Source organism: Amycolatopsis plumensis, assembly GCF_042652605.1.
Classification (GTDB): Bacteria; Actinomycetota; Actinomycetes; order Mycobacteriales; family Pseudonocardiaceae; genus Amycolatopsis; species Amycolatopsis plumensis.
In genome coordinates this window covers 1,722,760-1,743,459 of sequence record NZ_JBHSJY010000001.1, presented here as the reverse complement: position 1 = coordinate 1,743,459, position 20,700 = coordinate 1,722,760, and the positions used below count along the sequence as shown (strand labels likewise).

Genomic DNA, 20,700 nt, shown 5'->3' with positions numbered 1-20,700 from the left:
TCAGCCAAGGAGCGATATGTTCGACTACATCATCGTCGGTGCGGGATCGGCAGGCTGCGTCCTGGCGGCGCGGCTGACGGAGGACCCGGACATCCGGGTCTGCCTGGTCGAGGCGGGCCCGACGGACAGCCATCCGAACATCCAGGTGCCCGCCGCGTTCGCCAAGCTGTTCCGGACCCAGGTCGACTGGGACTACGACACGCACGACGAGGCCCAGCTGAACCGCAGGCGGGTGTTCCTGCCCCGTGGCCGGGTGCTCGGCGGGACCAGCTCGATGAACGCGATGGCCTACGCGCGGGGCAACCCGTACGACTACGACTCGTGGAACCAGCCGGGCTGGGCCTACGCGGACCTGCTGCCGTACTTCAAGCGGTCCGAGGACAACGAGCGTGGCGCGTCGGCCTACCACGGCGCGGGCGGGCCGCTGTCGGTGTCGGAGAACCGGTCCAAGAACCCCAGCACGGCGGCGTTCATCGCGGCGGCGACGGAGGCCGGGTTCGCGGCCAACGACGACTTCAACGGCCCGGAGCAGGACGGTTTCGGCTTCTACCAGGTCACCCAGCGCAACGGACGTCGCTGCAGCACGGCGGCGGCGTTCCTGCACCCGGTGATCGACCGGCCCAACCTCACCGTCGAGACCAACCTCCAGGTGCACCGGGTGCTCATCGAGGACGGCCGGGCGACCGGCGTCGTCGGGTACCGGCTGGAGGACGAGATCGTCCTGCGGGCCGAACGCGAGGTGCTGCTCTCCGGCGGCGTGTACAACTCCCCGCAGCTGCTCATGCTGTCCGGTGTCGGCCCCGCCGACACGCTGCGGAAACTCGGCATCCCGGTGGTCGCCGACAACGAGGAGGTCGGCGCGAACCTGCAGGACCACGCGCTGGTGCCGCTCATCCTCACGCATTCCCAGCCGATCAGCCTGCTGGCCGCCGGCGAGCCCGCCAATGTCGAGCTGTACCAGCGCGAGGGCCGCGGGCCGCTCGCGTCCAACGGGCCCGAGGCGGGCGGCTTCGTGCGCACCGACAGCGACCTGCCCGCGCCCGATCTGCAGTTCTTCGCGGCGCCGGGCATGCTGGCCGACAGCGGTCTCGCGCCGCCGACCGCGCACGCGATCTCGTTCGGCCCCGCGGTCGCCACACCGCGCAGCCGCGGCCGGGTGGCACTGGCGTCCGCCGATCCCACGGCCAAGCCCAGGATCGTGCACGACTACTACGCCGATCCTTCGGACCTGGAGCGCACCCTGATCGGGCTGCGCATGGCGATGGACATCGGTAGGCGGCCGGCTATGCGGCTCTACAACGAGGGCGCGTTCCGTTACCCGGAATCGGAATCGGACGCGGACCTGAAGTCCTACGCCAGGAAGTACACGCAGTCGATCTTCCACCCGACGAGTACCTGTGCGATGGGCTCGGTGGTCGACGCCGACCTGCGCGTGCGGGGCGTCGATGGGCTGCGAGTGGTCGATGTGTCCGTCATGCCGGAGGTCGGCCGCGGGATTCCCAACGCAACGGCGATCGTCGTCGCGGAGAAGGCGGCCGACCTGATCCGCGGCATCCCCGCCCCGGAAGCGGCGGAGTCGCCGGAGGCGAAGGTGCTGGCCGCCGCCGACCGGGGTCGCTGACCGTGCGCCAAGCTACTCCGGGCTTGGCCGAACGGGCAGCCGGGAACGAGGTGGTCACGGCGAAAGCCGTGGCCGGCGCGGTCCGCGCGAGGATCCCCGCGGCACGGAGCCTGCTCCAGGTGGGTGCGGCACCGGCACGCTGCTGCGACGGCTGGCCGGCGAGTTCGAGCACGTCGAGGGGTTCGGTAGGTGGCGTGGTCGTCGTGGTGCTGTCGCCGCACCGGGTGTCCACGGAGTAGCCGGAGTACACCGAGGCGCTCGGCCGGGCGGGCCTGCATGCCGGTTCGTGCCGAGCACGGCGGCAGGCTGGTTCCGGTTTCGTCATCGGGTCCCGGCCGACTTAGAGCGTGTCTTACGTGGTGATCGATGCTTCCTGAGACACGATCTTGCTCGTGGTTGATCGGTTGTCGCTGCGCTTGGTGCCGGACGAGTTGTGGGCGCTGGTTGAGCCGTTGATTCCGGGGTTCCGGCCGCGTCCGCAAGGAGGCGGGACGGCTCCGGTGGAGGCTCGTGCGGTGTTCACGGCGATCGTGTACGTGCTGACCAGCGGCTGTGCGTGGCGGGATCTGCCTCCGTCGTTCAGGGTGCCGTTCCAGACCGCGCACCGCCGCTTCAGCCAGTGGACCGAAGATGGGCTCTGGCGCCGGCTGCATCATGCGGTGCTGGATGAACTCGGCAGTCAAGGCCTCATCGACTGGAGCCGCGCGATCGTGGACGGTGCCTGCGTGCGGGCCAAAAAACGGGATCTCTGACCGGTCGGAGCCCCGTCGATCGAGGCAAGCCCGGCTCGAAAATCCACGTCCTGTCCGACCGCGCCGGGCTACCGCTAGTCGTAGCCATCTCAGCAGCCAACACCCACGACATCCATGCCCTCAAACCCCTCGTCATGGCAATCCCGGCGATCAAGTCCAGGCACGGCCCACGCCGGCGCAAGCCCGCCAAACTGCACGCCGATAAGGCCTACGACCAACCAGGACTGCGGCGCTGGGTCCGCGACCGCGGCATCAAGGTCCGCATTGCCCGCAAAGGCATCGAGACCAGCAAGAAACTCGGCAAGCGCCGCTGGGTCATCGAACGCACCATGGCCTGGCTCACCGGATACCGCCGCCTCACCCTGCGCTACGAACGCGAAGCAGAGCACTTCCTCGCCTTCCTCATCCTCGGCGCAGCCCTCACCTGCCACAAGGAACTCCGCAAACTCACCACATGAGACAAGCTCCTAGTGCTCCTAGTGCTCCGGCCGTCGAGGTGAGCAATTTTGACGATGTACGGAGAGCCACCGATGACGACGATAAGTGCCGACATCGACCGCACCGGAACCGGACCCGCGGTCATTCCGGCCGGCGGTGGTGGAGCGGTGGACAGCAGTGAGAACGCGCCGCTTGCTGCGGAACTGTCCACCGCTTCACCGTTTACAGCTACGACCGCCGCGGTCGAGGCGAGAGCGGCGACACCGCGCCGTACGCGATCGAGCGCGAGTTCGAGGACATTGCCGCGCTGATCGAGGACGCGGGCGGGTCGGCGTGCCCTGTACGGGGTCTCCTCCTGCGGCGCGCTCGCCCTGGAGGCCGCGGCCGCGGGACTGCCCGTGACCAAGGTCGGCGCGTTCGAGGTTCTCTACGACGTTTATCCCGGCGCGCAGGAGCGGCACAGCACCTGCAGGGAACTGGGCGCGCTGCTTGCCGAGGATCGCCGGGAAGCGGCGTTCGAGCTGTTCATGCGGCTGGCGGGCACGCCGGAGGAGATGATCGCTCAGGCGTCCAGCTCGCCGCGTGGCGGGGACTGATCGCCAACGCCCGATCCTGGCCTACGACGCCGCCTGCCTGCACGACGGTGGGCCGCCGAAGGACCGGCTCGTCACGATCAAGCAGCCGGTGCTGGTCCTGACCGCGAAGACGATCGACGGCGCGATGGCCGGGCCGGCGTCCGGGTTCTTCGACGACGCCGCCGACGCGCTCGTTGCGGCCGTGCCGCGGGCCGAGCGCGATGTCATCCAGCTGGAGGGCCACGTCGCCGACCCCAAGGCGGTTGCGCCGATACTCCAGCGGTTCTTCGGCGTCTGACCCCCGGCGGTACGTCGGGGTGCCGCCATCAGCGGCGACCGCGCGACGACTCCCACGCCATAAGCCTGTGTGTGGCGGGAATGACCTTCCGATCCACATCACTGTTTCGGCGACGATGCCGAGGAAGGGTTCCATCGCCTGCCTGATCTCGTCCCACGTGACGGTCGGGATCCGGGTTGTGCATGTGGAACACGTCGATCCAATCGGTCCGCAGCCGGCGCAACGAATCTTCGCACGAAGCGATGATGTGGCGTGCGGACAGGCTGGTACGGATACGGGCCAGCTTGTCCGCCAGGTCCGCGTCCAATCGCGGGACGGCATGATCGCACCGACCATCCGTCGGCTCGGTCGTCCGAGGAGACATGCGCAGGTCTCGCGCCTTCAGGCACCACCTGAGACGGCGCATGCGCTGGTCGGGTCGCGGACGATCAGCGGACGTGCCAGCCGTGCACGATGTGATGGCGGGGCCCGAAGTGGCGATCCACTGACATCCTCGATCGTCGTCATGACAGGTCCTCCACGTCAGTACACCTCGAGCCGCGCCGGGGTCGAGGGGACCGGCCGCAGGCAGGCGGCGTTGTGCTCATCCAGGAGACGCTGTGCCTCCTCGGTCGCCTGCTCGAACCTCGGACCGGGGTCCGCGCCTGACAACAAAACGTCCTTCATCGCCCTGGTCATGGCGTGCTGGATGCCCGCGAAGTCACCCACCAACGCACCGGACGTCGCGGCGCACTGCGCCGACGTGCGGAGCTGGTCACTGGCCGCTCGATGATGTGGATTGGCTGCGAACCAGCCCTCGCCCTCCAGCGTGTCGTAAGCCTCGTTGGTGATGGGGAGGAATCCGTGCGCCCGGTGCCATCGAATGATGCTCGACGGCTTGATCAGGTGCTGGATGAACGCGAGCGCGCCGTCCCGCTTGGCTTCGTCGAGACCGTCCCGCAGGAACAGGGAGTACCCCGACACCAGGCTCCCCACGTAGGGCACCGACGAGTTGAACGGCATCGGGCTCGCGGTCACCTCGAAGCCGTTCTCCTCGCCGGAACGGACGAACTCCTCGGACTGCTTCGATGAGCTCACCGCGAACACCGCATCCTGCCGGGCGAATGTCTCGAACGCGCTCCAAAAGGCCCCCTCTGAGTAGACGTAGTGACCGGCCGCATGCAAGTCCCGCATCCACTCGACCCACGAGATCATTTCCTTGGAGGCCAGGTCGACCACGGTAGCTCTGGCTTCCCTGCCGTTGCCGTTGTTTGCGATGAGACCGCCCTGCTGCGCCAGTGCCTGCTGGAAGATCCAGCCGTTGTTGGGCCAGGCCGCCCCGTAGGCCGGAGCTTCGTCGAGCCGCGCGACCGCCTCGCACGCCGTAACGAGCTCATCCCAGGTCCTGGGGGGAGTGTCGATCCCGGCCTTGCGTAGGATCGTCATGTTCGAGTACAGCAGGGGAGTGGTGGCCGTCATGGGCACGGAGAACTGGTCGCCCTGATACTTGTAGAAGTTCCGTGCGAGCGGTTCGATGTCGTCGATCAGCACACGCTCCCCCAGCACTTCCTTGCGGCCGCCGAGAGCCCTCTCGACGGACGTGAACACCGGCTTACCTTCTGGCGTGTAGGTGTCGTAGGCGAGTTGGGTCGCGGTGGCGTAGTACTCGGCGATGTCCGGTGCCTCCCCGCGCTCGGCGGCGCGCGCGACTTCTTCCGCCATCGTCCAGGGATCGTGACCCTCGACGCGCACCGCGTACTCCGGGTGGGCCCGCTCGAACTCGCGGGCCATTTCCAGAATCGGATGGAGGTATTCTTCACCGTCGTAGGTTCCGGACGGGCGAGCTTCACCACCGGGCGGAGTGAATTGATGTTCGATGATCCACGCGGTAATGACGGTCACGCCTGCCCCGGTCATATCCTTCTCCGTTCTCGCCTACGTGAACTGCCAGTGTCCAGACGCTGCATGCGCGAGGACGCGCCGCTATTATTTCGGCGGCTGGACGGATCCGGCGTCTTCTCGAGTGCGACGTGACTTGCCTTGGGTCGAGGCATACGGCAATGCGGAAGACGCCCCGGCCGCGTCTTCGCGACGCTGTGAGCGCACATTCCGTTTAGGGCCGGCATCTGTCGCGTGGTGACGACGCCACCCCGAAGATGATTCCTGAGTTGACGCGGCAGCTCCGGATCGGAGCTGCCGCGTGACGACCTCCTAGAGGGTCTCAATCCAGAACCGGCCGACAGCAACGAACGCCGCGAGCAACCCGAGCACGAGCGGCGAAACGAACTGTTCCTTGCGCCGGATGTGCACGACGATCGCGCCGATCATCGTCAGGAGCAGGCCTGTCGCGGCGGTTGGGACGAGCCAGGTAGCCCCCGAGATGAACGCGGGCGCAATGAGGCCGATCGCGCCAAGGATTTCGAGCGTGCCGATGGTCTTGATCTGGGCGTCGGAGAAGTCCTCTACGTATGTCATGCCCTTCTCGTACAGCTTCTTCTTCGGTGTGACGAGCTTGCTGACTCCCGCACCCAGGAAGGCTAGCGCGAGCAGTCCGGCCACGATCCACAGTGCAATGTTCATTGCGATTCCTCTCGAAATTTGATGCTTCAAGAAAGTAGCTGACCGCCGGCTCAGCTCGTCATCGCCGCACCGACATCGAACTCCGTGCCGAACGGGTCCGTGATGTTCGCGACCCGCCCGTAGATCATGTCGTAGGGCTCGGCCGATGTCCCACCCGCGTCGACCGCTCGCCGCACCGCCGCATCGGCGTCGTCCACCTGGAACAAGGTGCCCCAACGGGACTTCGTGGCCTTTGGGTCACCGGCGATGCCGCCGATTTCGTGGCCATCCGGTCTGCGCAGGAACGTGAAGTCGAGCTCAGGCATGTCCGGGTTGGCATCCAACGTGTAGCCGAAGACCGCGACGTAGAAGTCGCGCGCGGGCCCGGATTCCGCGGTGACCAGGTCGTTGCGGAGCAGGGTGTTCGGCTCGTTGACGATCTCGCAGCCGATGTGGGCATCGGCCTGCCACAGTCCACACTGCGCACCGGTGGTGTCCTTGATGATCGCCGTCCGGCCCTGGTCCAGCACGTCCATCGGGCCGGTGATGATCGCGCCGCCCGCGTCCCGCGCTCGGGCGGCCGCGGCGTCGCAGTCATCCGTCGCGAAGTAGACGTTCCACCAGAAGTCCGTGGCGTCGGGATCGGGGTTCGGCCTGATGGCCGCGACGGGTCTGCCCCGTAGCAAGCACTGGGTGTAGTGGCCGAACTCCGCCGGTCCCACATCGAACTCCCAACCGAACAACGCGCCGTAGAAGGTCATCGCGCGGTCGAGATCCGGGATGCCCAGATCGATCCAGGTCGGTGTGCCAGCGGGCTGCGTGGTGGTCAGCTCGCTCATCGTCTCTCCTTGTCGTGTCCGGGCCTGGTACCGGTGATGGCGTTGGCCGAGTGGGCCGGGTTGCCGGAGTTGATTTCGACCAAGTGCTTGCGGTAGCGGCAGCTACTTCTTGTTGCGGTAGCGGGCCATGGTGAGCGGGCCGAAGACCGCGACGAGAAGCACGGACGAGACGAGCACCCAGCCGATCTCCCCGGCCGGGACCGAGCCGTGCATCAGGCCGCGTACCACGTTCACCAGGTGGGTGATCGGGTTGACGTCGATGACCGCCTGCATCCACCCGGGCATCGTCTTCGGGTCCACGAAGATGTTGCTCACGAACGTCAGCGGGAACATCACCATCATGCTGACCCCCGCCACCGAGTTCGGCGTGCTCAGGATCAGGCCGAGCATCGTCCACAGCCACGACAGGCAGAACGAGAACACCAGCAGCAGCGCGACCGAGAGCACCACGCCGCCGGCGCCACCCTCCGGCCGGAACCCCAGGGCCAATCCGAGCCCGATGACGACCGCCGACCCGATCGAGTAGCGCACCAGATCGCCGAGCAGAGCGCCGACCAGCGGGGATGGCCGCCACACCGGAAGTGACCTGAACCTGTCGAACACCCCCTTCTGGATGTCGGTGTTCAGCGTGATGCCAGTGTTCATGGTGATCATGACGTTCGCCTGCACCAGGATGCCCGGCACCAGGAACTGCAGGTAGTCCCCTGTCGACCCGGCGAGCGCGCCGCCGAACAGGTAAGTGAACATCAGCGTGAACATGATCGGGAACATGGTCACGTCGACGAGCTGCTCCGGGAGGTGCTTGATCTTCAGCAGAGCGCGCCAGCCGAAAGTCAATGAGGTGCGCACCGGGCCGGGTCGGGACGGGCGCTCACCGACCAATAGCACACGGCGCAGCGCGTCCTCGGTGACTGGCGCCGACGCCTGCTCGGCGGACGTGGTGGTCATGGTGGTCATGCGGCTTCCTCCTCGGGAGTCTTTTCGGCGGCGCGTCCGGTCAGGGTGAGGAACACCTCGTCCAGGCTCGGCTGACCGAGCGCGAACTCGGTGACGTCGATGCCGCTGCGGGACAGTTCGGCCAGGGAACGGGCGACCCGTTCGGGGTCGGAGATCCTTGCGGACAGCGCGGCCGGGTCAGCGGAGAGCTCGACCGGCTCGTCGAGCGCGGCGGCGAGGACCCGTTCGGCGTCGGCCCGCTGCTCGGGCGCACGTAGCCGTACGTGCAGCGAGCCGGCGCCGACCGATGCTTTGAGCTGGCCGCTCGAGCCCTCGGCGATCACCTTCCCGTGGTCGATCACCGCTATCCGGTCGGCCAGCTGGTCGGCCTCGTCGAGGTACTGCGTGGTCAGCAACACGGTGGTGCCCTGGGCGACCATGCCCCTGACGATCTCCCAGACCTGGTTCCTGCTGCGCGGGTCGAGCCCGGTCGTGGGCTCGTCGAGGAAGATCAGTTCGGGGGGGACGACCAGGCTCGCCGCGATGTCGATGCGCCGACGCATCCCGCCGGAGTACTTCTTCACCTGCCGGTCGGCCGCCTCGGCAAGGCCGAACGCGTCGAGCAGGTCGGCCGCCCGCTCCTTGCCTCGGTGACGTGAGTAGCCGAGCAGCCTGGCGAGCAGCAACAGGTTCTCCGCCCCGGTGAGGTCCTCGTCGACCGACGCGTACTGCCCGGTGAGGCCCACCCTGCTTCGCACCGCCTGGGCGTCACGCACGACGTCGTAGCCGAGCACCTGCGCCTCTCCGGCGTCGGGCTGCAGGAGCGTGGCCAGCATGCGGATCGTGGTGGTTTTGCCCGCCCCGTTCGGACCGAGCACGCCAAACACGCTCCCGGCGCTCACGGACAGGTCGACACCGGCGACCGCGTGGGTCTCGCCGAAGCTCTTCTTCAACCCTCTCGTCTCGATCGCGAGTTTTCCCATGGGTTCGAGTCCTTCTCTCGGTGGTGCGGACGGATTAGTTGAGCCTAGTCAAGTTTGATTACTTGGTCAGAGTGGCACAGGGAGGAGCGTCTAGTCAAGTTTGATTAGAGGTGCATCTTGAGGGGATCGGGGACCGTTTGCCACGAACCCGGATCGTCGGCCATGGTGTAGGCGCCCTCGGACAGTCGTTTGCTGAGGCTCTTCGCCCACTCCAGTTCGGTGCGTGCGTGTCCCGCCCACAGTTCGGCCTGCTCGCGGACGTGCTCGGGGATGTGCTCGGGGATGTCCCGATGGGGGTGCTCCTGCCACTCGGCCCGCACGACGAGCTCCGCTTCCAGGCGCGCGACGCGCTCGCCAACGTGCGCGATGGCATCTGACCTGGTCAGCATGGGCAACATGGCGATGGCCGCGTTGAGCATGTCCGGGTCGTGGGTGCGCCGCAGGCCGTCGCGGACCAGTTCGACGATCTCGTCACGTCCTCGAGCTGTCGCGCGGTAGAGAACGCGTTCCGGGCCGGAGTTGCCCGGCTCGGCGTGTTCGGTGAGGAGGCCATCGGCCGCCGCTTTCTTCAGTGCGTGATAGATCGAGCCGGGCTTGATCTTGGCCCAGGTTTCCGCGCGCCAGCTCTGCAGTTCGGACCGCACCTGGTAGCCGTGCGCGCCGCCGGAGATGTGCACGATACCGAGTACCAGGAGCTTGGTCGCCGACACGCGCCCACTCTGCTGAATGTGCCGTCGGCGGACGTCACGCGGAGTGTCCTCTCGTTCATGGCTCCGCTCCACTTCTCGATGCGTGTCCGTCAACGTCGGAGCATGTCGACCAGGCTTGAGGTACGGGATCTGCGAGCCCAGGCGATCACCGCAGCCCCGACCAGGAGGGCCAGTGGCAGCCACGGGCTCTCCTCCAGAAGGAACACGTTGGTGATGGCCGCGCCGACCACCACGGCGGCCAGCCCGAGAGCGGCGAGGCTCGAGAGCAGCGGGATCAGCAGCCCGACCGCGCCGGCGATCTCCAGGGCGCCGACCACGTAGCGCAGCCACTGACCCGCTCCGATCTCGGTGAACATTTCAACCATGACGGGTGTGCCGGTGACCTTCATGATGCCGCCCCCGGCGAACTGGAGGGCCAGGCCTGTCTGCAGCACCCACAAACCGACGTTGGTTGCGCGGCCAAGCTTGCGGGTGATCGCCGGAGCGTTGGTGTGCACTGTGGTGCTCATCGCACTGCCTCCTTCTGTTGGCGAACGGGTTGGTCGAGCCTAGTCAAGTTTGATTACTTGGTCAGAGTGCCACGAGGAGGAGCGTCTAGTCAAGTTTGATTAGAAGTGCATCTCGAGGGGATCGGGGACCGTTCGCCACGAGCCCGGGTCATCGGCCATGGTGTAGGCGCCCTCGGACAGTCGTTTGCTCAGGCTCTTCGCCCACTCCAGCTCGGTGCGTGCGTGTCCCGCCCACAGTTCGGCCTGCTCGCGGACGTGCTCGGGAATGCCGGGGTTCGGGTTCTCCCACCCCTCGGCCTGCACTACGAGCTCCGCTTCCAGTCGTGCGACGCGCTCGCTCACGTGCGCGATGGCATCTGACCTGGTCAGCATGGGCAACATGGCGATGGCCGCGTTGAGCATGTCCGGGTCGTGGGTGCGCCGCAGGCCGTCGCGGACCAGTTCGACGATCTCGTCACGTCCCCGAGCTGTCGCGCGGTACAGAACGCGCTCGGGCCCGGAGTTGCCCGGCTCGGCGTGTTCGGTGAGGAGGCCATCGGCCGCCGCCTTCTTCAGCGCGTGATAGATCGAGCCGGGCTTGATCTTGGCCCAGGTTTCCGCATGCCAGCTCTGCAGTTCGGACCGCACCTGGTAGCCATGCGCGCCGCCGGAAAGGTGCACGATACCCAGCACCAGGAGCTTCGTCGCCGACATGCGCCCACCTCCGCTCAATCTGCTCGGACTCGCTCCGCGCTGCTCGACAAGTTCAATCGCCTCGGCAGCCAGCGCAAGCGCTGCCTGCGCTCGGTTCACTCACTTGTAGGCTCTAGCATATGAGCATCCCGGTACTGACCGCGGTGAGCACGCCGAACCCGATGCGGGCTGCTGACCGATCAGGTGCCACCGGATTGGACGGGTCAGTGCCGGTCCCAGCCGCGGGTAGGCCTCCGGCTGCCCGGCGACCGGTCGGTTGAGGCGAATCTTGTTAGTCGCCTTGATCCGGCGCAGCAGGCCAAACCCAACGGCCGGGTGATGCCGAAGACGATCTCGGACTGGCCGTGGGAGTCGACGTAGTTGCTCTCCACGCTCATGGTGTTGCCGTGCCGGACCGCGCCCTCGACCATCGCGTGCACCTCCGAGGCCGACGCCCGCAGCGCTGGGAGTGCACCACCATCGAGCCGCGTTCCACGTGCCAGTAGATCAGGGTGCCGCGGCCTCCGTAGCGGGAGTGCCACTCGGTGAAGATGTTCTGATCCCAGGAGCTGAAGTCGGTCGGGGCGGAGGCGACCGTGGTCGACCCAGGCCCCCACAGCGACTCCCGCCGCGACGCGAAGGTGGCGTTCGCGATCGCGACGGCGACCTGAGCGGCGGCCTCGCGGGTCACGTAGCGGCGCCGGACGTGCGCAGCTGTTCCCTCGCTGTGGGCATGCCCGCCGCCGGCGGCGACCGCGCGGATGCCGGTGTTGGTGCCGTAGGTCTAGAGCGCCGGCATCAGCCGCTCGCCGAGCACGTCGACCGGCAGCGCGCCGCCGACGGCGACGGCGCTGACCTGGTCCAGGCAACCGGTGCGCAAGCACCGTCTCTTTCACCACGTCGATCAGCGCGACGGTGCCCCATCTCCGGCCGACCTCGGCCTTCAGCCGGCGCAGACTCACCGGCTCCGGTGCCGCCTCGTGCTTGGACAAGGTGATCGGCCCGGACGCCCGCGCTGGGCGCAGTCGGCCGGCAGATCCTGTTCAGGGTTGCGCCACGCCTCAGCGCCGACCACCCAGATCTCTTTGCACCGCAACAGCTCCCGCGCCGCTTGGAACGTGGCAACCTCGTACACCATCCGAACCACCCGTTCCCGTCCTCGGGTGTCGGTGCGATAGATCAGGCTTGACCAGTCACCAGATGTGCCGCGGTGCTCCGGCACCGTCTCCCCGAGCGGGTAGTAGGTCAGGTTCCCCGCTGTCGCGTACCGGCGGATCAGCGCCAACGCCTCGATCACCGGCCGGTGCACGGTGTTGTTGCTGCGAAACTCCAGCATATCCAGCAGCGGGACCAGCCCGCGTCGGCAGTGCCCGGGGAGGAGGCGCGCAGCGTGGTCCGCACGGTGCACGCCTCCTCCCCGCGCCCTTGGTCTTGAACTCGGGTACCAACTGCGGTCGCGCTGTGAGGCGCTGATGCTCAGGCGGACTTGAGATACTCGCTGCCGCCCTCTCGCCGCAGCTCGGCGTCGAGCTGGACGCACCGGGCGTACTCGGGCAACAGTCCCTGCCGGGCGGCGTCCTCGAGCGAGATGGCGTCCCGGTCCCGGGGCGAGAGGATCATCTCCAGCCCGTCCGGGATCGGTAGCGCCAATCGAGGGTCCAGCGCCGAGACCGCGAGTTCGTTCTCGGCGACGTAGCTGCCATTCAGCATGTAGGACATCACCGTATCGTCCTCGAGGGCGATGAAGGCGTGTCCGACCCCCACAGGGAAGTACACCGACCGGAACGATTCCTGGTTCATCTCGACGCACTCCCACCGTCCGTAGGTCGGTGAGCCCACGCGCAGATCGACGACGATGTCCAGGGCGCTGCCGTGGGCGCAGCTCACATACTTCGCGACTCCGGGCGGCGTTCGGGTGTAGTGGACCCCGCGGAGCGCCCCGCGCCGGGACCGGCTCTGGTTGGCCTGTCGCACGGGAAACGTGCCCTGGCCCCGCGCCTGGGCGAGTGCGGGTCCCTGGAACGGTGCCACGAAGAGCCCCCGCTCGTCGGGGTACGCCGAGGGCGTGAACTCGAGCGCACCCTCGACAGCCAGTTCTCGGATCTCCACGTGTCTACTCCCTTTCGTCGAGCCGTCTCAGATTCTTCCCAGCACGTCACGAAGGGCTTCGACGGTGTGGTCCTGATCGTCGCGCCGCAGCGAAGCAAACATCGGCAGGGAAAAGATCTCGCCCGCGAGTTTCTCCGTTACCGGTAGCGAGCCCTCTCGGTACCCGAGATGGGCGAACCCCGTCATCAGGTGAACCGGCCACCGGTAGCTGACGTTCAGCTGAACACCATGCTCCTGCATCGCCGCGATGATCGAATCGCGTGCCGGGTGCCTCACTACGTAGACGTAATAGACGTGCTCGTTTCCCTTCACGGTCGACGGCAGCGTCAGTGCGGTATCGCCGAGATCGCGCCCGTAGCGCGCTGCGACCGCGCGTCGTTGGTCGATGTAGCGATCCAGCCGGGTGAGCTTCTTCCGCAAGATCTCGGCGTGCACTTCGTCGAGCCGACTGTTGTGCGCCGGCGTCGCGACGGTGTGGTAGTCGGACTCCATGCCGTAGAAGCGCAAGCGGCGCAGTGCACGGTCGGTCTCCTCGTTCGGCGTCAGCACCGCACCGCCGTCGCCGTACGCACCGAGGACCTTGGTCGGATAGAACGAGAAGCTGGAGGCATCCCCCCAAGTACCGGCAAGATGTCCATGCTGGCGGGCGCCGTGGGCCTGGGCGCAGTCCTCGACCACGGCCAGTCCGTGCTCACGGGCGATCGCGCTCACGGCGGCCATGTCGACGCACTGTCCGTAGAGATGGACCGGGACGATCGCCTTGGTCCGAGCCGTGATCGCAGCACTGATGAGGGTCGTGTCCATCAGGAAGTCGTCCTCGCGGACGTCGACGAAGACCGGTGTCGCACCTGTCGACACGATTGCGACAACGGTGGGAGCCGCGGTATTGGACACGGTGATGACTTCGTCTCCCGGACCGATGCCCAACGCCTCCAGCGCAAGCTTGATGGCGTTCGTGCCGTTGTCGACGCCTACGCAGTGCGCGACGCTATGGTAATCGGCGAACTCCTGCTCGAACATGTGCACGCTCTTGCCGAGGATGAGCTTTCCGGAGCTGAAGACCGTGTCGACACACTCGAGTATCTCCTCGCGCTCCTGCTGGTACTCGTCGAGATAGCCCCATACGTGGACCGTCATCGTCAACTCCATTTCTGCTATCGGTCGCGGGGCGTCTTATCGCGAGTTCGCGGAGGCCGACGACACCGCATTGCGGAACTCCGCGGCAATGCGTTCTACGTCAGCGTCGGTCAGCGCCTGGTGCAGGGGCAGGCAGAGCGTCCGGTCGACAGCGCGCTCGCCGCGGGGCAGGCTCGCCGTCGATCCGTAAGCCCGGACACGGTGCAGTGCCGGGTAGCGGAAGGTGGTGTAGATGCCGCGGTCGAGGAGCGTTTTCGCCACCCGGTCGCGCACCTCGGTCTCCATCTGGACCCAATACAGGTAATAGGACGACCGGTGGTCGGCGGGGAGCGGCGGGGGAGTGTGAACACCGGTCAAGTCGACGAGTTCGCGGTCGTAGAATTCGGCGACCGCCCTGCGGCGCTTGACGAATGCCTCCACCTTGGGGAGCTGCACCAGCCCCATCGCCGCCTGCATGTCATTCATGACCGAGCGGCCGGAGAACGACGAGACCTCGAACTCCCACCAGCGCGAGTCGACCAGGGGTGCTTGCGACAGCCCGCTGAACTGTTCCAGCCCCAGGTACGCCAGCTTCCTGGCGCGCTCGACCATCTCGGGGTCGCGGGCCCACAGCATGCCACCGTCGCCGGTGACCAGAATCTTCATGCTGTCGAAGCTCCACAGCCCGATATCGCCCACGGTTCCACACGCCTGCTCGCCTGCGCGCGACGCGACCGAGCAGGCCGAATCCTCGATGAGCAGGATGCCGCGCTCCCGGCACAGACGGGCGATCTCGACGACATCGCCCGGGTAGCCTCCGTAATGCAGGAGGACCACTGCCCGGGTCCGCGGGGTCAGTGCTGCCTCGACGTCGTCCACGGTCGGGTTCAGAGTCCGCTCGTCGACATCGCAGAAGACAGGACGCGCACCGGTCGCGGCCACCGCATTGCCCGCGGCGACGTAGCTGACGGTCGGCAGCACTGCCTCACAGTCCGGTCCGAGGTCGGCGAGCTTCGCAGCGATGAACAGGCCTGCCGTGCACGAACTGATCGAGGTCACTTGTTCGGCGTCGACATCGAGGTGCCCGGCGAACGCCTGCTCGAAAGCATCCGCCCGAGGACCCTTGCCCAACCAGGCCGAGTCGAAGACCTCTGCGAGCGCGGCAAGTTCGTCCTCGCCCACTGTCGGCTGGAAGATTCTGATCACCGAGGCCTCCTGTACTCCGACGTCCCCAGCCGGTGGCTGGTCCTTTTCGTCTGTGGATAATGAGTATGCAGATCACCGTTGCCCGGGACCAGGCTGCCGTGCACTCGCCGACTATGAGAATCTCACGAAACCGGTGGGATAGGTCCAGGTTCGGTTCGTGGAATTCTCCGTTTCGCCGTCCGATGGACCGTGTTACTCTTTTTAATAAATATTTGAGGGAACGGCCTTTCGGCGTGGCGCGATGCGAATCGACCAACGTCCGACACTATCGGAGGAGTACTCGTGGCCGAAGTAACCCCAAGCGAGCACGGGAAACGAGCGGTATTCGGGCTCGTCATCCTGGCGCTGCCGACGCTGATGATGGCCATGGATCTCAGCATTCTGTACGTGGCGGTGCCGGCTCTGTCGGTAGATCTTGGTGCAAACTCGACGGAGCAGTTGTGGGCTCTGGACCTCTACGGTTTCGTGGTCGCCGCACTCCTGATCACCATGGGGAATCTCGGTGATCGCATCGGACGTCGGCGCCTGCTTCTGATTGGGGCGAGCGCGTTCGCCGTGTTGTCGGCGGTGGCCGCGTACTCGCCGAGCATCGAGGTGCTGATCGCGGCGCGTGGTGTACTCGGCATCGCCGGAGCGACTCTCATGCCTTCGACGCTGGCGCTCCTCAACAGCCTGTTCACTGACAAGCGGCGCCATGCCATGGCCATCGGCGCCTATATGAGCTGCTTCATGGGCGGTATCGCGCTCGGCCCGGTCGTCGGCGGCGTCCTGCTCGAGCACTTCTGGTGGGGCTCGACGCTCCTCCTCCCAGTACCTGTGATGGTCCTCCTGGTGGTGGCCGCTCCTTTCCTGCTGCCCGAGGCGCGGGGCGGCGAGATCCGCGGCCGCATTGACCTGCTCAGCGTCGCACTCTCGCTCGTCGCGATCCTCCCGTTCGTCTACGGCGTGAAGGAGATCGCCAAGAACGGCCTCACGGGCGTCGCCGTCGTTGCCCTCGTCGTTGGGGTACTCGCGGGCGTGATATTCGTGCGGCGGCAGAGTCGTCTCGCCGAGCCGCTCCTCGACGTCTCGCTGTTCCGCAACCGGGTCTTCGCCTCGGCAGCGACCCTCATGTTGCTGATGGGGATCATGTCCGGGTACGCCTTCCTCGTCGCGCTGTACCTCCAATCGGTGGCCGGTTACTCCCCGCTCTCGACGGGCTTGTGGCTGATCGCCCCCACGTTCGCGGGCATGGTCGGGTCCATGCTGGCCCCGGCGTTCACGCGCCGCATCCCGCCGGGCAAAGTGATCGTTGCGGGCATGATCATCTCGGTGCTCGGGCTCGTCGCGGTGACCCAGGTCGGCCCGGAGAGCGGCGTGGCCCTGCTCATGTCCGGGTTCATGGTGGCGTCGCTGGGGTCCGGTCCGGCGGGCGCATTGGGAGCCGGGCTCATCATGACTTCGGCTCCGCCGGAGAAGGCGGGCTCGGCGGCTGCTGTCTCAGAGACCAGTGGCGACTTCGGTGTCTCCCTCGGCATTGCCTTGACAGGCAGCATCGCCGCGGCCATTTACCGCAGCGCCTTCAGTGACCCTGTTCCGGGCGTCGACGTCGACGCCGCATCGACCGCACGGGAGAGCGTCGCCGGCGCGATGTCGGTGGCCCAAGGTACTCCAGGGCCGGCCGGCGAGGAGCTGGCGCGTAGGGCGGCCGAGGCGTTCACCGATGGGCTCAACGTGGCCGCCGCCTTCGGGGGTGTAGTCGCGCTCGTTCTCGCAGTCGTCGCGGGCATCTCGCTGCGCCACGTCCCAGCCCACGGGGACGGCAAGGATGGGGCCGACGATGCCGGCACCGCCTCGCCCACGGATACGGATGCGTCGGCCGACGACCGCGGCACTATTCGCGACCTCGTGGACGAGCAGGGCATCGACGGCGCTGAAGACACCGAGCACTCGCGGACGAGCCGATGACGTACGGAGCCGATTTCGTCGACATCTACGAGACGGTCTACCAGGCCCGTGGCAAGGACTGGGTGCGTGAGGCCGAGGCGGTCGTCGCACTCGTGCGCGAGCGGTATCCGCACGCCGGATCGTTGCTCGACGTGGCCTGCGGGACAGGAGCCCACCTGGAGACGTTCGCAGAGCTGGTGGGCGACGTCGAGGGGGTCGAGCTCTCGGAGCCGATGTTGCGGCGCGCATGGGACCGCTTCCCGTCCCGGGTGCACCGCGGCGACATGCGCAACTTCCGGCTGCCGCGCCGGTTCGACGCCGTCACCTGCCTGTTCCATGCCATTGGGTACGTCGAGAGCCGCGAGGAACTCCGTGCGGCGATCCAGGCGATGGCCGACCACTTGGTTCCCGGCGGCGTGCTCGTCGTCGAGCCCTGGTGGTTCCCCGAAAATTTCCTCGACGGGTACCTCGCCGCCGACTCGGGGCATATCGAGGGGAGTGCAATCGCTCGGGTATCGCACACCTCGAGTCAAGGTCGTCACTCGCGGCTCGAGTCCCGGTACCTCATCGCCCGCGCCGAAGGGATCCGGGAGGTCACCCAGGTCCACGAACTCATGCTCTTCACCCGGGATGAGTACCTGCAGGCCTTCGATGAAGCCGGCTGCCCCGCAACGTACTCCGCCGAAGGCATCAACGGGCGGGGCATCTTCGTCGGAGTCAAGGGTTCCAGCACCGAAACCCAGGCCTTGCGCCAAGGCGAGGGGGAGCCGTCATGAGCACCTTCGGTACAGTGCGCTCCCTGGACGGGACGCGGATCGCGTACGAGCGCTTCGGCAGTGGTCCCGCCGTGGTGCTCGTGTGTGGAGCGATGGACGACGGCACCGAGAACGCTCCGCTCGGTCTCGAACTCGCGTCGCGGTTCACCGTCTACAACTACGCGCGGCGCGGCCGGGGCGACAGCGGGGACGTCGCACCCTACGCCGTTCGCCGCGAGATCGAGGACCTGGCCGCGGTGATCGACGAAGCCGGCGGGTCGACCCATGTCTTCGGGGCGTGCTCAGGTGGGGCGCTGGCGTTGGAGGCAGCGGCGGCCGGTGTCGCGATGAACAGGCTGGTCGTCTACGACTTGCCCTACGACATGGGTGCGGACGCGGAGGTTCAGCACCGTCGGTACATACAGCGCGTACGGGCCTTGCTCGACGAGGGCCGGCGGGGCGAGGCATTCGAGCTCTCGATGCGCACTTGGGGTTCGCCGGAGGAGTCGGTGCGGCGAGCAAGGAAGCATGCGAAGTGGTCACACCTGATCAGTCTGGCTCATACGCTCCCTTACGACGCCGCCTGCATGGGGACCACCAATCAGCCACCGGCCGAGCGATTCTCACGGATCGGCGTGCCCACGCTCGTGCTCAACGGCAGCGCGTCGCAGGACCACCCGACAATGAGCGAGCTCCGACCGAACTTCTTCGGTGAGGCGGCCGACGCCGTCGTCGCCTGTGTCCCCTCGGCACAGCGCGGCGTCGTCGCCGAAGGACCGCACGTCATCGACGCCGAGAAGCTGAAGGGCCCGATCGGCGACTTCCTGCTCGACGAGTCCCCTGCCCGCACAACCATGTGAATGGAGAAGCCATGCGTGTCATGATCACGTGCTTTCCGGCGCCCGCTCACTTCTGGCCGCTCGTACCCTACGCGTGGGCGTTGCAGAGCGCGGGTCACGACGTGCGGGTGGTGGCGCCGTCCGGATTCCCCTCCCCCACCGGCATCATATCCACGGACTTCGCGCAGCGCGTAACGGAGTCCGGCATCGTCGCTGTACCCTGTGGGCCGCCGACACCGCTGGCGGTACACGATTGCGACGACCCGGACTTCGCCGACGTGCTCCCGAACCCAGAGGAGACCGAGCGATACGTGCGGGCGTTGTCCGTGCACGAGCGCGTCGAGCGTGACATGTGGGACGTCTTCTACCACTACGCGATCCTCGCCATCCGGAACTACCAACCGCCGCGGCCGCGCGAGGACATCGACGAGATCGTCGCTTTCGCGAAAGACTGGCGCCCGGATCTCGTGCTGTGGGAGCCGTGGTTCCCCTGCGGCGCGGTCGCAGCCAAGGCGAGCGGAGCGGCCCATGTCCGTACCCTCATCTCTCCCGACTACACAGCGTGGGCTCACGAGCGGTTCGTGAGCAGGGGACTGCCGAGCATGCTGGCGGAGGCGATGCAACCGCTGGCCGAGCACCACGGCGTGACGGTCGACGACGAGCTGCTGATGGGGCAGGCGACGCTCGATCCGATCCCCGCGGGCATGCGGCTACCCACCCGGACTCCCACCGTTCCCGTCCGGTACCTGCCCTACAGCGGCGGGAACGTGTCCCAGCACTGGTTGCGGGCCGAACCGACGCGACCGCGAGTGGCGATCAGTCTCGGGGTCTCCGCCCGGGCCGTCGACAAGGGCGACAGCACGGGCCGGATCCCGGCGCTGCTCGAGGCGGTGGACGGGCTGGACGTTGAGGTGATCGCAACCCTCAACAAGGACCAGCTCTCCGACCAGGTCGAGACGCTGCCGGACAACGTTCGCGCCATGGACTACGTCCCCTTGTCACAACTGCTGCCGACCTGCTCCGCGCTGGTCAACCACGGGAGCTTCGGGACCGTCATAGCTGGTATCGCCCATGCTGTACCGCAGATAGTGTGCGACACCGACGAGCCGACGCGGTTCTTCGGCCGCGCGACCCCCGACGGCGTCGAGTGGGATCGAACGTCGCCCAAACAAGGCTACTCGACCCTCACAGCGAACTACCTGGCCGACCGGGGTGCGGGGAGCCGACTCGACCACCAGAAGCAGTCAATCTCCGAGATCCGCTCGATGCTGCGTCGCGTCGTCGAGGACCCCAAAGTGCGCGATGCTGCGCTCCGACTTCGGGAGGAGGAGTGGGCGTCGACACCGACTCCCGCACAACTCGTGCCGTGGCTCGAGAAACTCGCCCAGGAACGCTGATTGTGGATCTCGACTCCCAGGAGTGAGCAGACATCGGTGTCTGGCAGCCCTTGCGGGGCGGGAGAATCGGAGTTTTCAGGCAACGATTCGACTGAAACGCAAGGGTGTCTCGGCGGCGCATTCGGACTGGCGCTGCCGGTCACTCTGGCCGTCCGATCAGTGCAAAGTGACGTGACCGCCGGCATTGCACCGCGTTGTTGATGGAGAAATTCAAGCCAGAGCCACCGCCAGGGGTCGGCTCGCCCAAGGGTGAGGGCGAGTCGGCACGTACCTGAGGGTAGTGCTTACCGACATGGGCGGGGCAGGCCGGACGGCTTGCCCCGCCCGACCCACGTGGTGCCGCGAACAGCGTTGTGATAATCGAAGTTCACTCGTGGAGGACAGGGCGCGATCATTTCCGGGGAGACTTGTCGCGCTTTGCGCGATCCGACGGATAGGCGCTGGGTGATTGTGCGTGTGAGTGTTGGCCCCACTTCTGGAT

General features: G+C 66.9%; 25 protein-coding genes. 10 read left to right on the top strand and 15 right to left on the bottom strand.

Features of this window, described 5'->3' with window-relative positions:
- The first annotated feature begins 16 nt into the window (after window positions 1-16).
- From ACFPLC_RS07905 to ACFPLC_RS07880, 6 genes are all read left to right on the top strand, one after another.
- Window positions 17-1,621: a GMC family oxidoreductase gene (locus ACFPLC_RS07905; RefSeq protein WP_378195829.1), complete on the top strand. Its 1,605-nt coding sequence runs from the start codon at window positions 17-19 to the stop codon at window positions 1,619-1,621.
- A gap of 23 nt (window positions 1,622-1,644) precedes the next feature.
- A complete protein-coding gene (locus ACFPLC_RS07900; RefSeq protein ID WP_378235750.1) occupies window positions 1,645-1,860 on the top strand; it encodes a hypothetical protein in 216 nt (71 codons plus the stop codon).
- 153 nt (window positions 1,861-2,013) lie between these two features.
- Window positions 2,014-2,831, top strand: a protein-coding gene (locus tag ACFPLC_RS07895; RefSeq protein ID WP_378235749.1) for an IS5 family transposase whose coding sequence is annotated in 2 segments (ribosomal slippage) — window positions 2,014-2,362 and window positions 2,362-2,831 — 819 coding nt in all. Because the reading frame shifts where the segments join, the coding sequence is not laid out codon by codon here.
- A gap of 72 nt (window positions 2,832-2,903) precedes the next feature.
- Complete coding sequence (locus ACFPLC_RS07890) at window positions 2,904-3,122, top strand: hypothetical protein (RefSeq protein WP_378235748.1); 219 nt, start codon at window positions 2,904-2,906, stop codon at window positions 3,120-3,122.
- A gap of 87 nt (window positions 3,123-3,209) precedes the next feature.
- Window positions 3,210-3,407 (top strand): hypothetical protein, encoded by a 198-nt coding sequence (locus tag ACFPLC_RS07885; protein ID WP_378195823.1) that lies wholly within the window; start codon window positions 3,210-3,212, stop codon window positions 3,405-3,407.
- Window positions 3,394-3,684 carry a hypothetical protein gene (locus ACFPLC_RS07880; RefSeq protein WP_378195820.1) on the top strand — a complete coding sequence of 97 codons (291 nt, stop codon included), beginning with the start codon at window positions 3,394-3,396 and terminating at the stop codon, window positions 3,682-3,684. The genes ACFPLC_RS07885 and ACFPLC_RS07880 overlap by 14 nt, the downstream gene beginning before the upstream one ends.
- Window positions 3,685-3,712: 28 nt before the next feature.
- On the opposite strand, the gene ACFPLC_RS07875 is transcribed toward ACFPLC_RS07880, so the two are convergent.
- From ACFPLC_RS07875 to ACFPLC_RS07805, 15 genes are all read right to left on the bottom strand, one after another.
- Complete coding sequence (locus ACFPLC_RS07875; protein ID WP_378235747.1) at window positions 3,713-3,991, bottom strand: aldo/keto reductase; 279 nt, start codon at window positions 3,989-3,991, stop codon at window positions 3,713-3,715.
- Between the two features lie 215 nt (window positions 3,992-4,206).
- Window positions 4,207-5,580, bottom strand: coding sequence for an extracellular solute-binding protein (locus ACFPLC_RS07870; protein WP_378195814.1), 1,374 nt, complete (start codon window positions 5,578-5,580; stop codon window positions 4,207-4,209).
- A gap of 294 nt (window positions 5,581-5,874) precedes the next feature.
- The gene (locus ACFPLC_RS07865) at window positions 5,875-6,243 is read right to left on the bottom strand and encodes a DoxX family protein (RefSeq protein WP_378195811.1); all 369 of its coding nucleotides are present in this window, start codon (window positions 6,241-6,243) and stop codon (window positions 5,875-5,877) included.
- A gap of 50 nt (window positions 6,244-6,293) precedes the next feature.
- The gene (locus ACFPLC_RS07860; RefSeq protein ID WP_378195808.1) at window positions 6,294-7,061 is read right to left on the bottom strand and encodes a VOC family protein; all 768 of its coding nucleotides are present in this window, start codon (window positions 7,059-7,061) and stop codon (window positions 6,294-6,296) included.
- A 102-nt stretch (window positions 7,062-7,163) separates the two neighbouring features.
- A complete protein-coding gene (locus ACFPLC_RS07855; protein WP_378196007.1) occupies window positions 7,164-8,009 on the bottom strand; it encodes an ABC transporter permease in 846 nt (281 codons plus the stop codon).
- 5 nt (window positions 8,010-8,014) lie between these two features.
- Window positions 8,015-8,980 (bottom strand): ATP-binding cassette domain-containing protein, encoded by a 966-nt coding sequence (locus ACFPLC_RS07850; protein WP_378195805.1) that lies wholly within the window; start codon window positions 8,978-8,980, stop codon window positions 8,015-8,017.
- A 104-nt stretch (window positions 8,981-9,084) separates the two neighbouring features.
- Window positions 9,085-9,690 (bottom strand): PadR family transcriptional regulator, encoded by a 606-nt coding sequence (locus tag ACFPLC_RS07845; protein WP_378195802.1) that lies wholly within the window; start codon window positions 9,688-9,690, stop codon window positions 9,085-9,087.
- Between the two features lie 89 nt (window positions 9,691-9,779).
- Complete coding sequence (locus tag ACFPLC_RS07840; RefSeq protein ID WP_378235745.1) at window positions 9,780-10,124, bottom strand: DoxX family protein; 345 nt, start codon at window positions 10,122-10,124, stop codon at window positions 9,780-9,782.
- 174 nt (window positions 10,125-10,298) lie between these two features.
- A complete protein-coding gene (locus ACFPLC_RS07835; protein ID WP_378235743.1) occupies window positions 10,299-10,910 on the bottom strand; it encodes a PadR family transcriptional regulator in 612 nt (203 codons plus the stop codon).
- A 185-nt stretch (window positions 10,911-11,095) separates the two neighbouring features.
- A complete protein-coding gene (locus tag ACFPLC_RS07830) occupies window positions 11,096-11,302 on the bottom strand; it encodes a Tn3 family transposase (protein ID WP_378235742.1) in 207 nt (68 codons plus the stop codon).
- Window positions 11,266-11,634: a Tn3 family transposase gene (locus ACFPLC_RS07825; RefSeq protein WP_378196001.1), complete on the bottom strand. Its 369-nt coding sequence runs from the start codon at window positions 11,632-11,634 to the stop codon at window positions 11,266-11,268. Before ACFPLC_RS07825 ends, ACFPLC_RS07830 begins: the two co-directional genes overlap by 37 nt.
- A 195-nt stretch (window positions 11,635-11,829) precedes the next feature.
- Window positions 11,830-12,279: a hypothetical protein gene (locus ACFPLC_RS07820; protein WP_378195793.1), complete on the bottom strand. Its 450-nt coding sequence runs from the start codon at window positions 12,277-12,279 to the stop codon at window positions 11,830-11,832.
- 68 nt (window positions 12,280-12,347) lie between these two features.
- Window positions 12,348-12,980 (bottom strand): dTDP-4-dehydrorhamnose 3,5-epimerase family protein, encoded by a 633-nt coding sequence (locus tag ACFPLC_RS07815; RefSeq protein ID WP_378195791.1) that lies wholly within the window; start codon window positions 12,978-12,980, stop codon window positions 12,348-12,350.
- Between the two features lie 27 nt (window positions 12,981-13,007).
- A complete protein-coding gene (locus ACFPLC_RS07810) occupies window positions 13,008-14,117 on the bottom strand; it encodes a DegT/DnrJ/EryC1/StrS family aminotransferase (RefSeq protein WP_378195788.1) in 1,110 nt (369 codons plus the stop codon).
- Between the two features lie 36 nt (window positions 14,118-14,153).
- Window positions 14,154-15,302, bottom strand: coding sequence for a DegT/DnrJ/EryC1/StrS family aminotransferase (locus tag ACFPLC_RS07805; protein WP_378195785.1), 1,149 nt, complete (start codon window positions 15,300-15,302; stop codon window positions 14,154-14,156).
- Between the two features lie 282 nt (window positions 15,303-15,584).
- Between ACFPLC_RS07805 and ACFPLC_RS07800 the strand changes: the two genes are divergently transcribed.
- Genes ACFPLC_RS07800 through ACFPLC_RS07785 form a run of 4 tightly spaced genes read left to right on the top strand, consistent with a single transcriptional unit; the run spans window position 15,585 to window position 20,219 of the window.
- Complete coding sequence (locus tag ACFPLC_RS07800) at window positions 15,585-17,249, top strand: MFS transporter (RefSeq protein WP_378195782.1); 1,665 nt, start codon at window positions 15,585-15,587, stop codon at window positions 17,247-17,249.
- A complete protein-coding gene (locus tag ACFPLC_RS07795) occupies window positions 17,246-18,004 on the top strand; it encodes a class I SAM-dependent methyltransferase (protein ID WP_378195779.1) in 759 nt (252 codons plus the stop codon). Before ACFPLC_RS07800 ends, ACFPLC_RS07795 begins: the two co-directional genes overlap by 4 nt.
- Window positions 18,001-18,843 (top strand): alpha/beta fold hydrolase, encoded by an 843-nt coding sequence (locus ACFPLC_RS07790; protein WP_378195776.1) that lies wholly within the window; start codon window positions 18,001-18,003, stop codon window positions 18,841-18,843. The genes ACFPLC_RS07795 and ACFPLC_RS07790 overlap by 4 nt, the downstream gene beginning before the upstream one ends.
- Window positions 18,844-18,854: 11 nt before the next feature.
- Complete coding sequence (locus ACFPLC_RS07785; protein WP_378195773.1) at window positions 18,855-20,219, top strand: nucleotide disphospho-sugar-binding domain-containing protein; 1,365 nt, start codon at window positions 18,855-18,857, stop codon at window positions 20,217-20,219.
- Window positions 20,220-20,700: the final 481 nt, after the last annotated feature.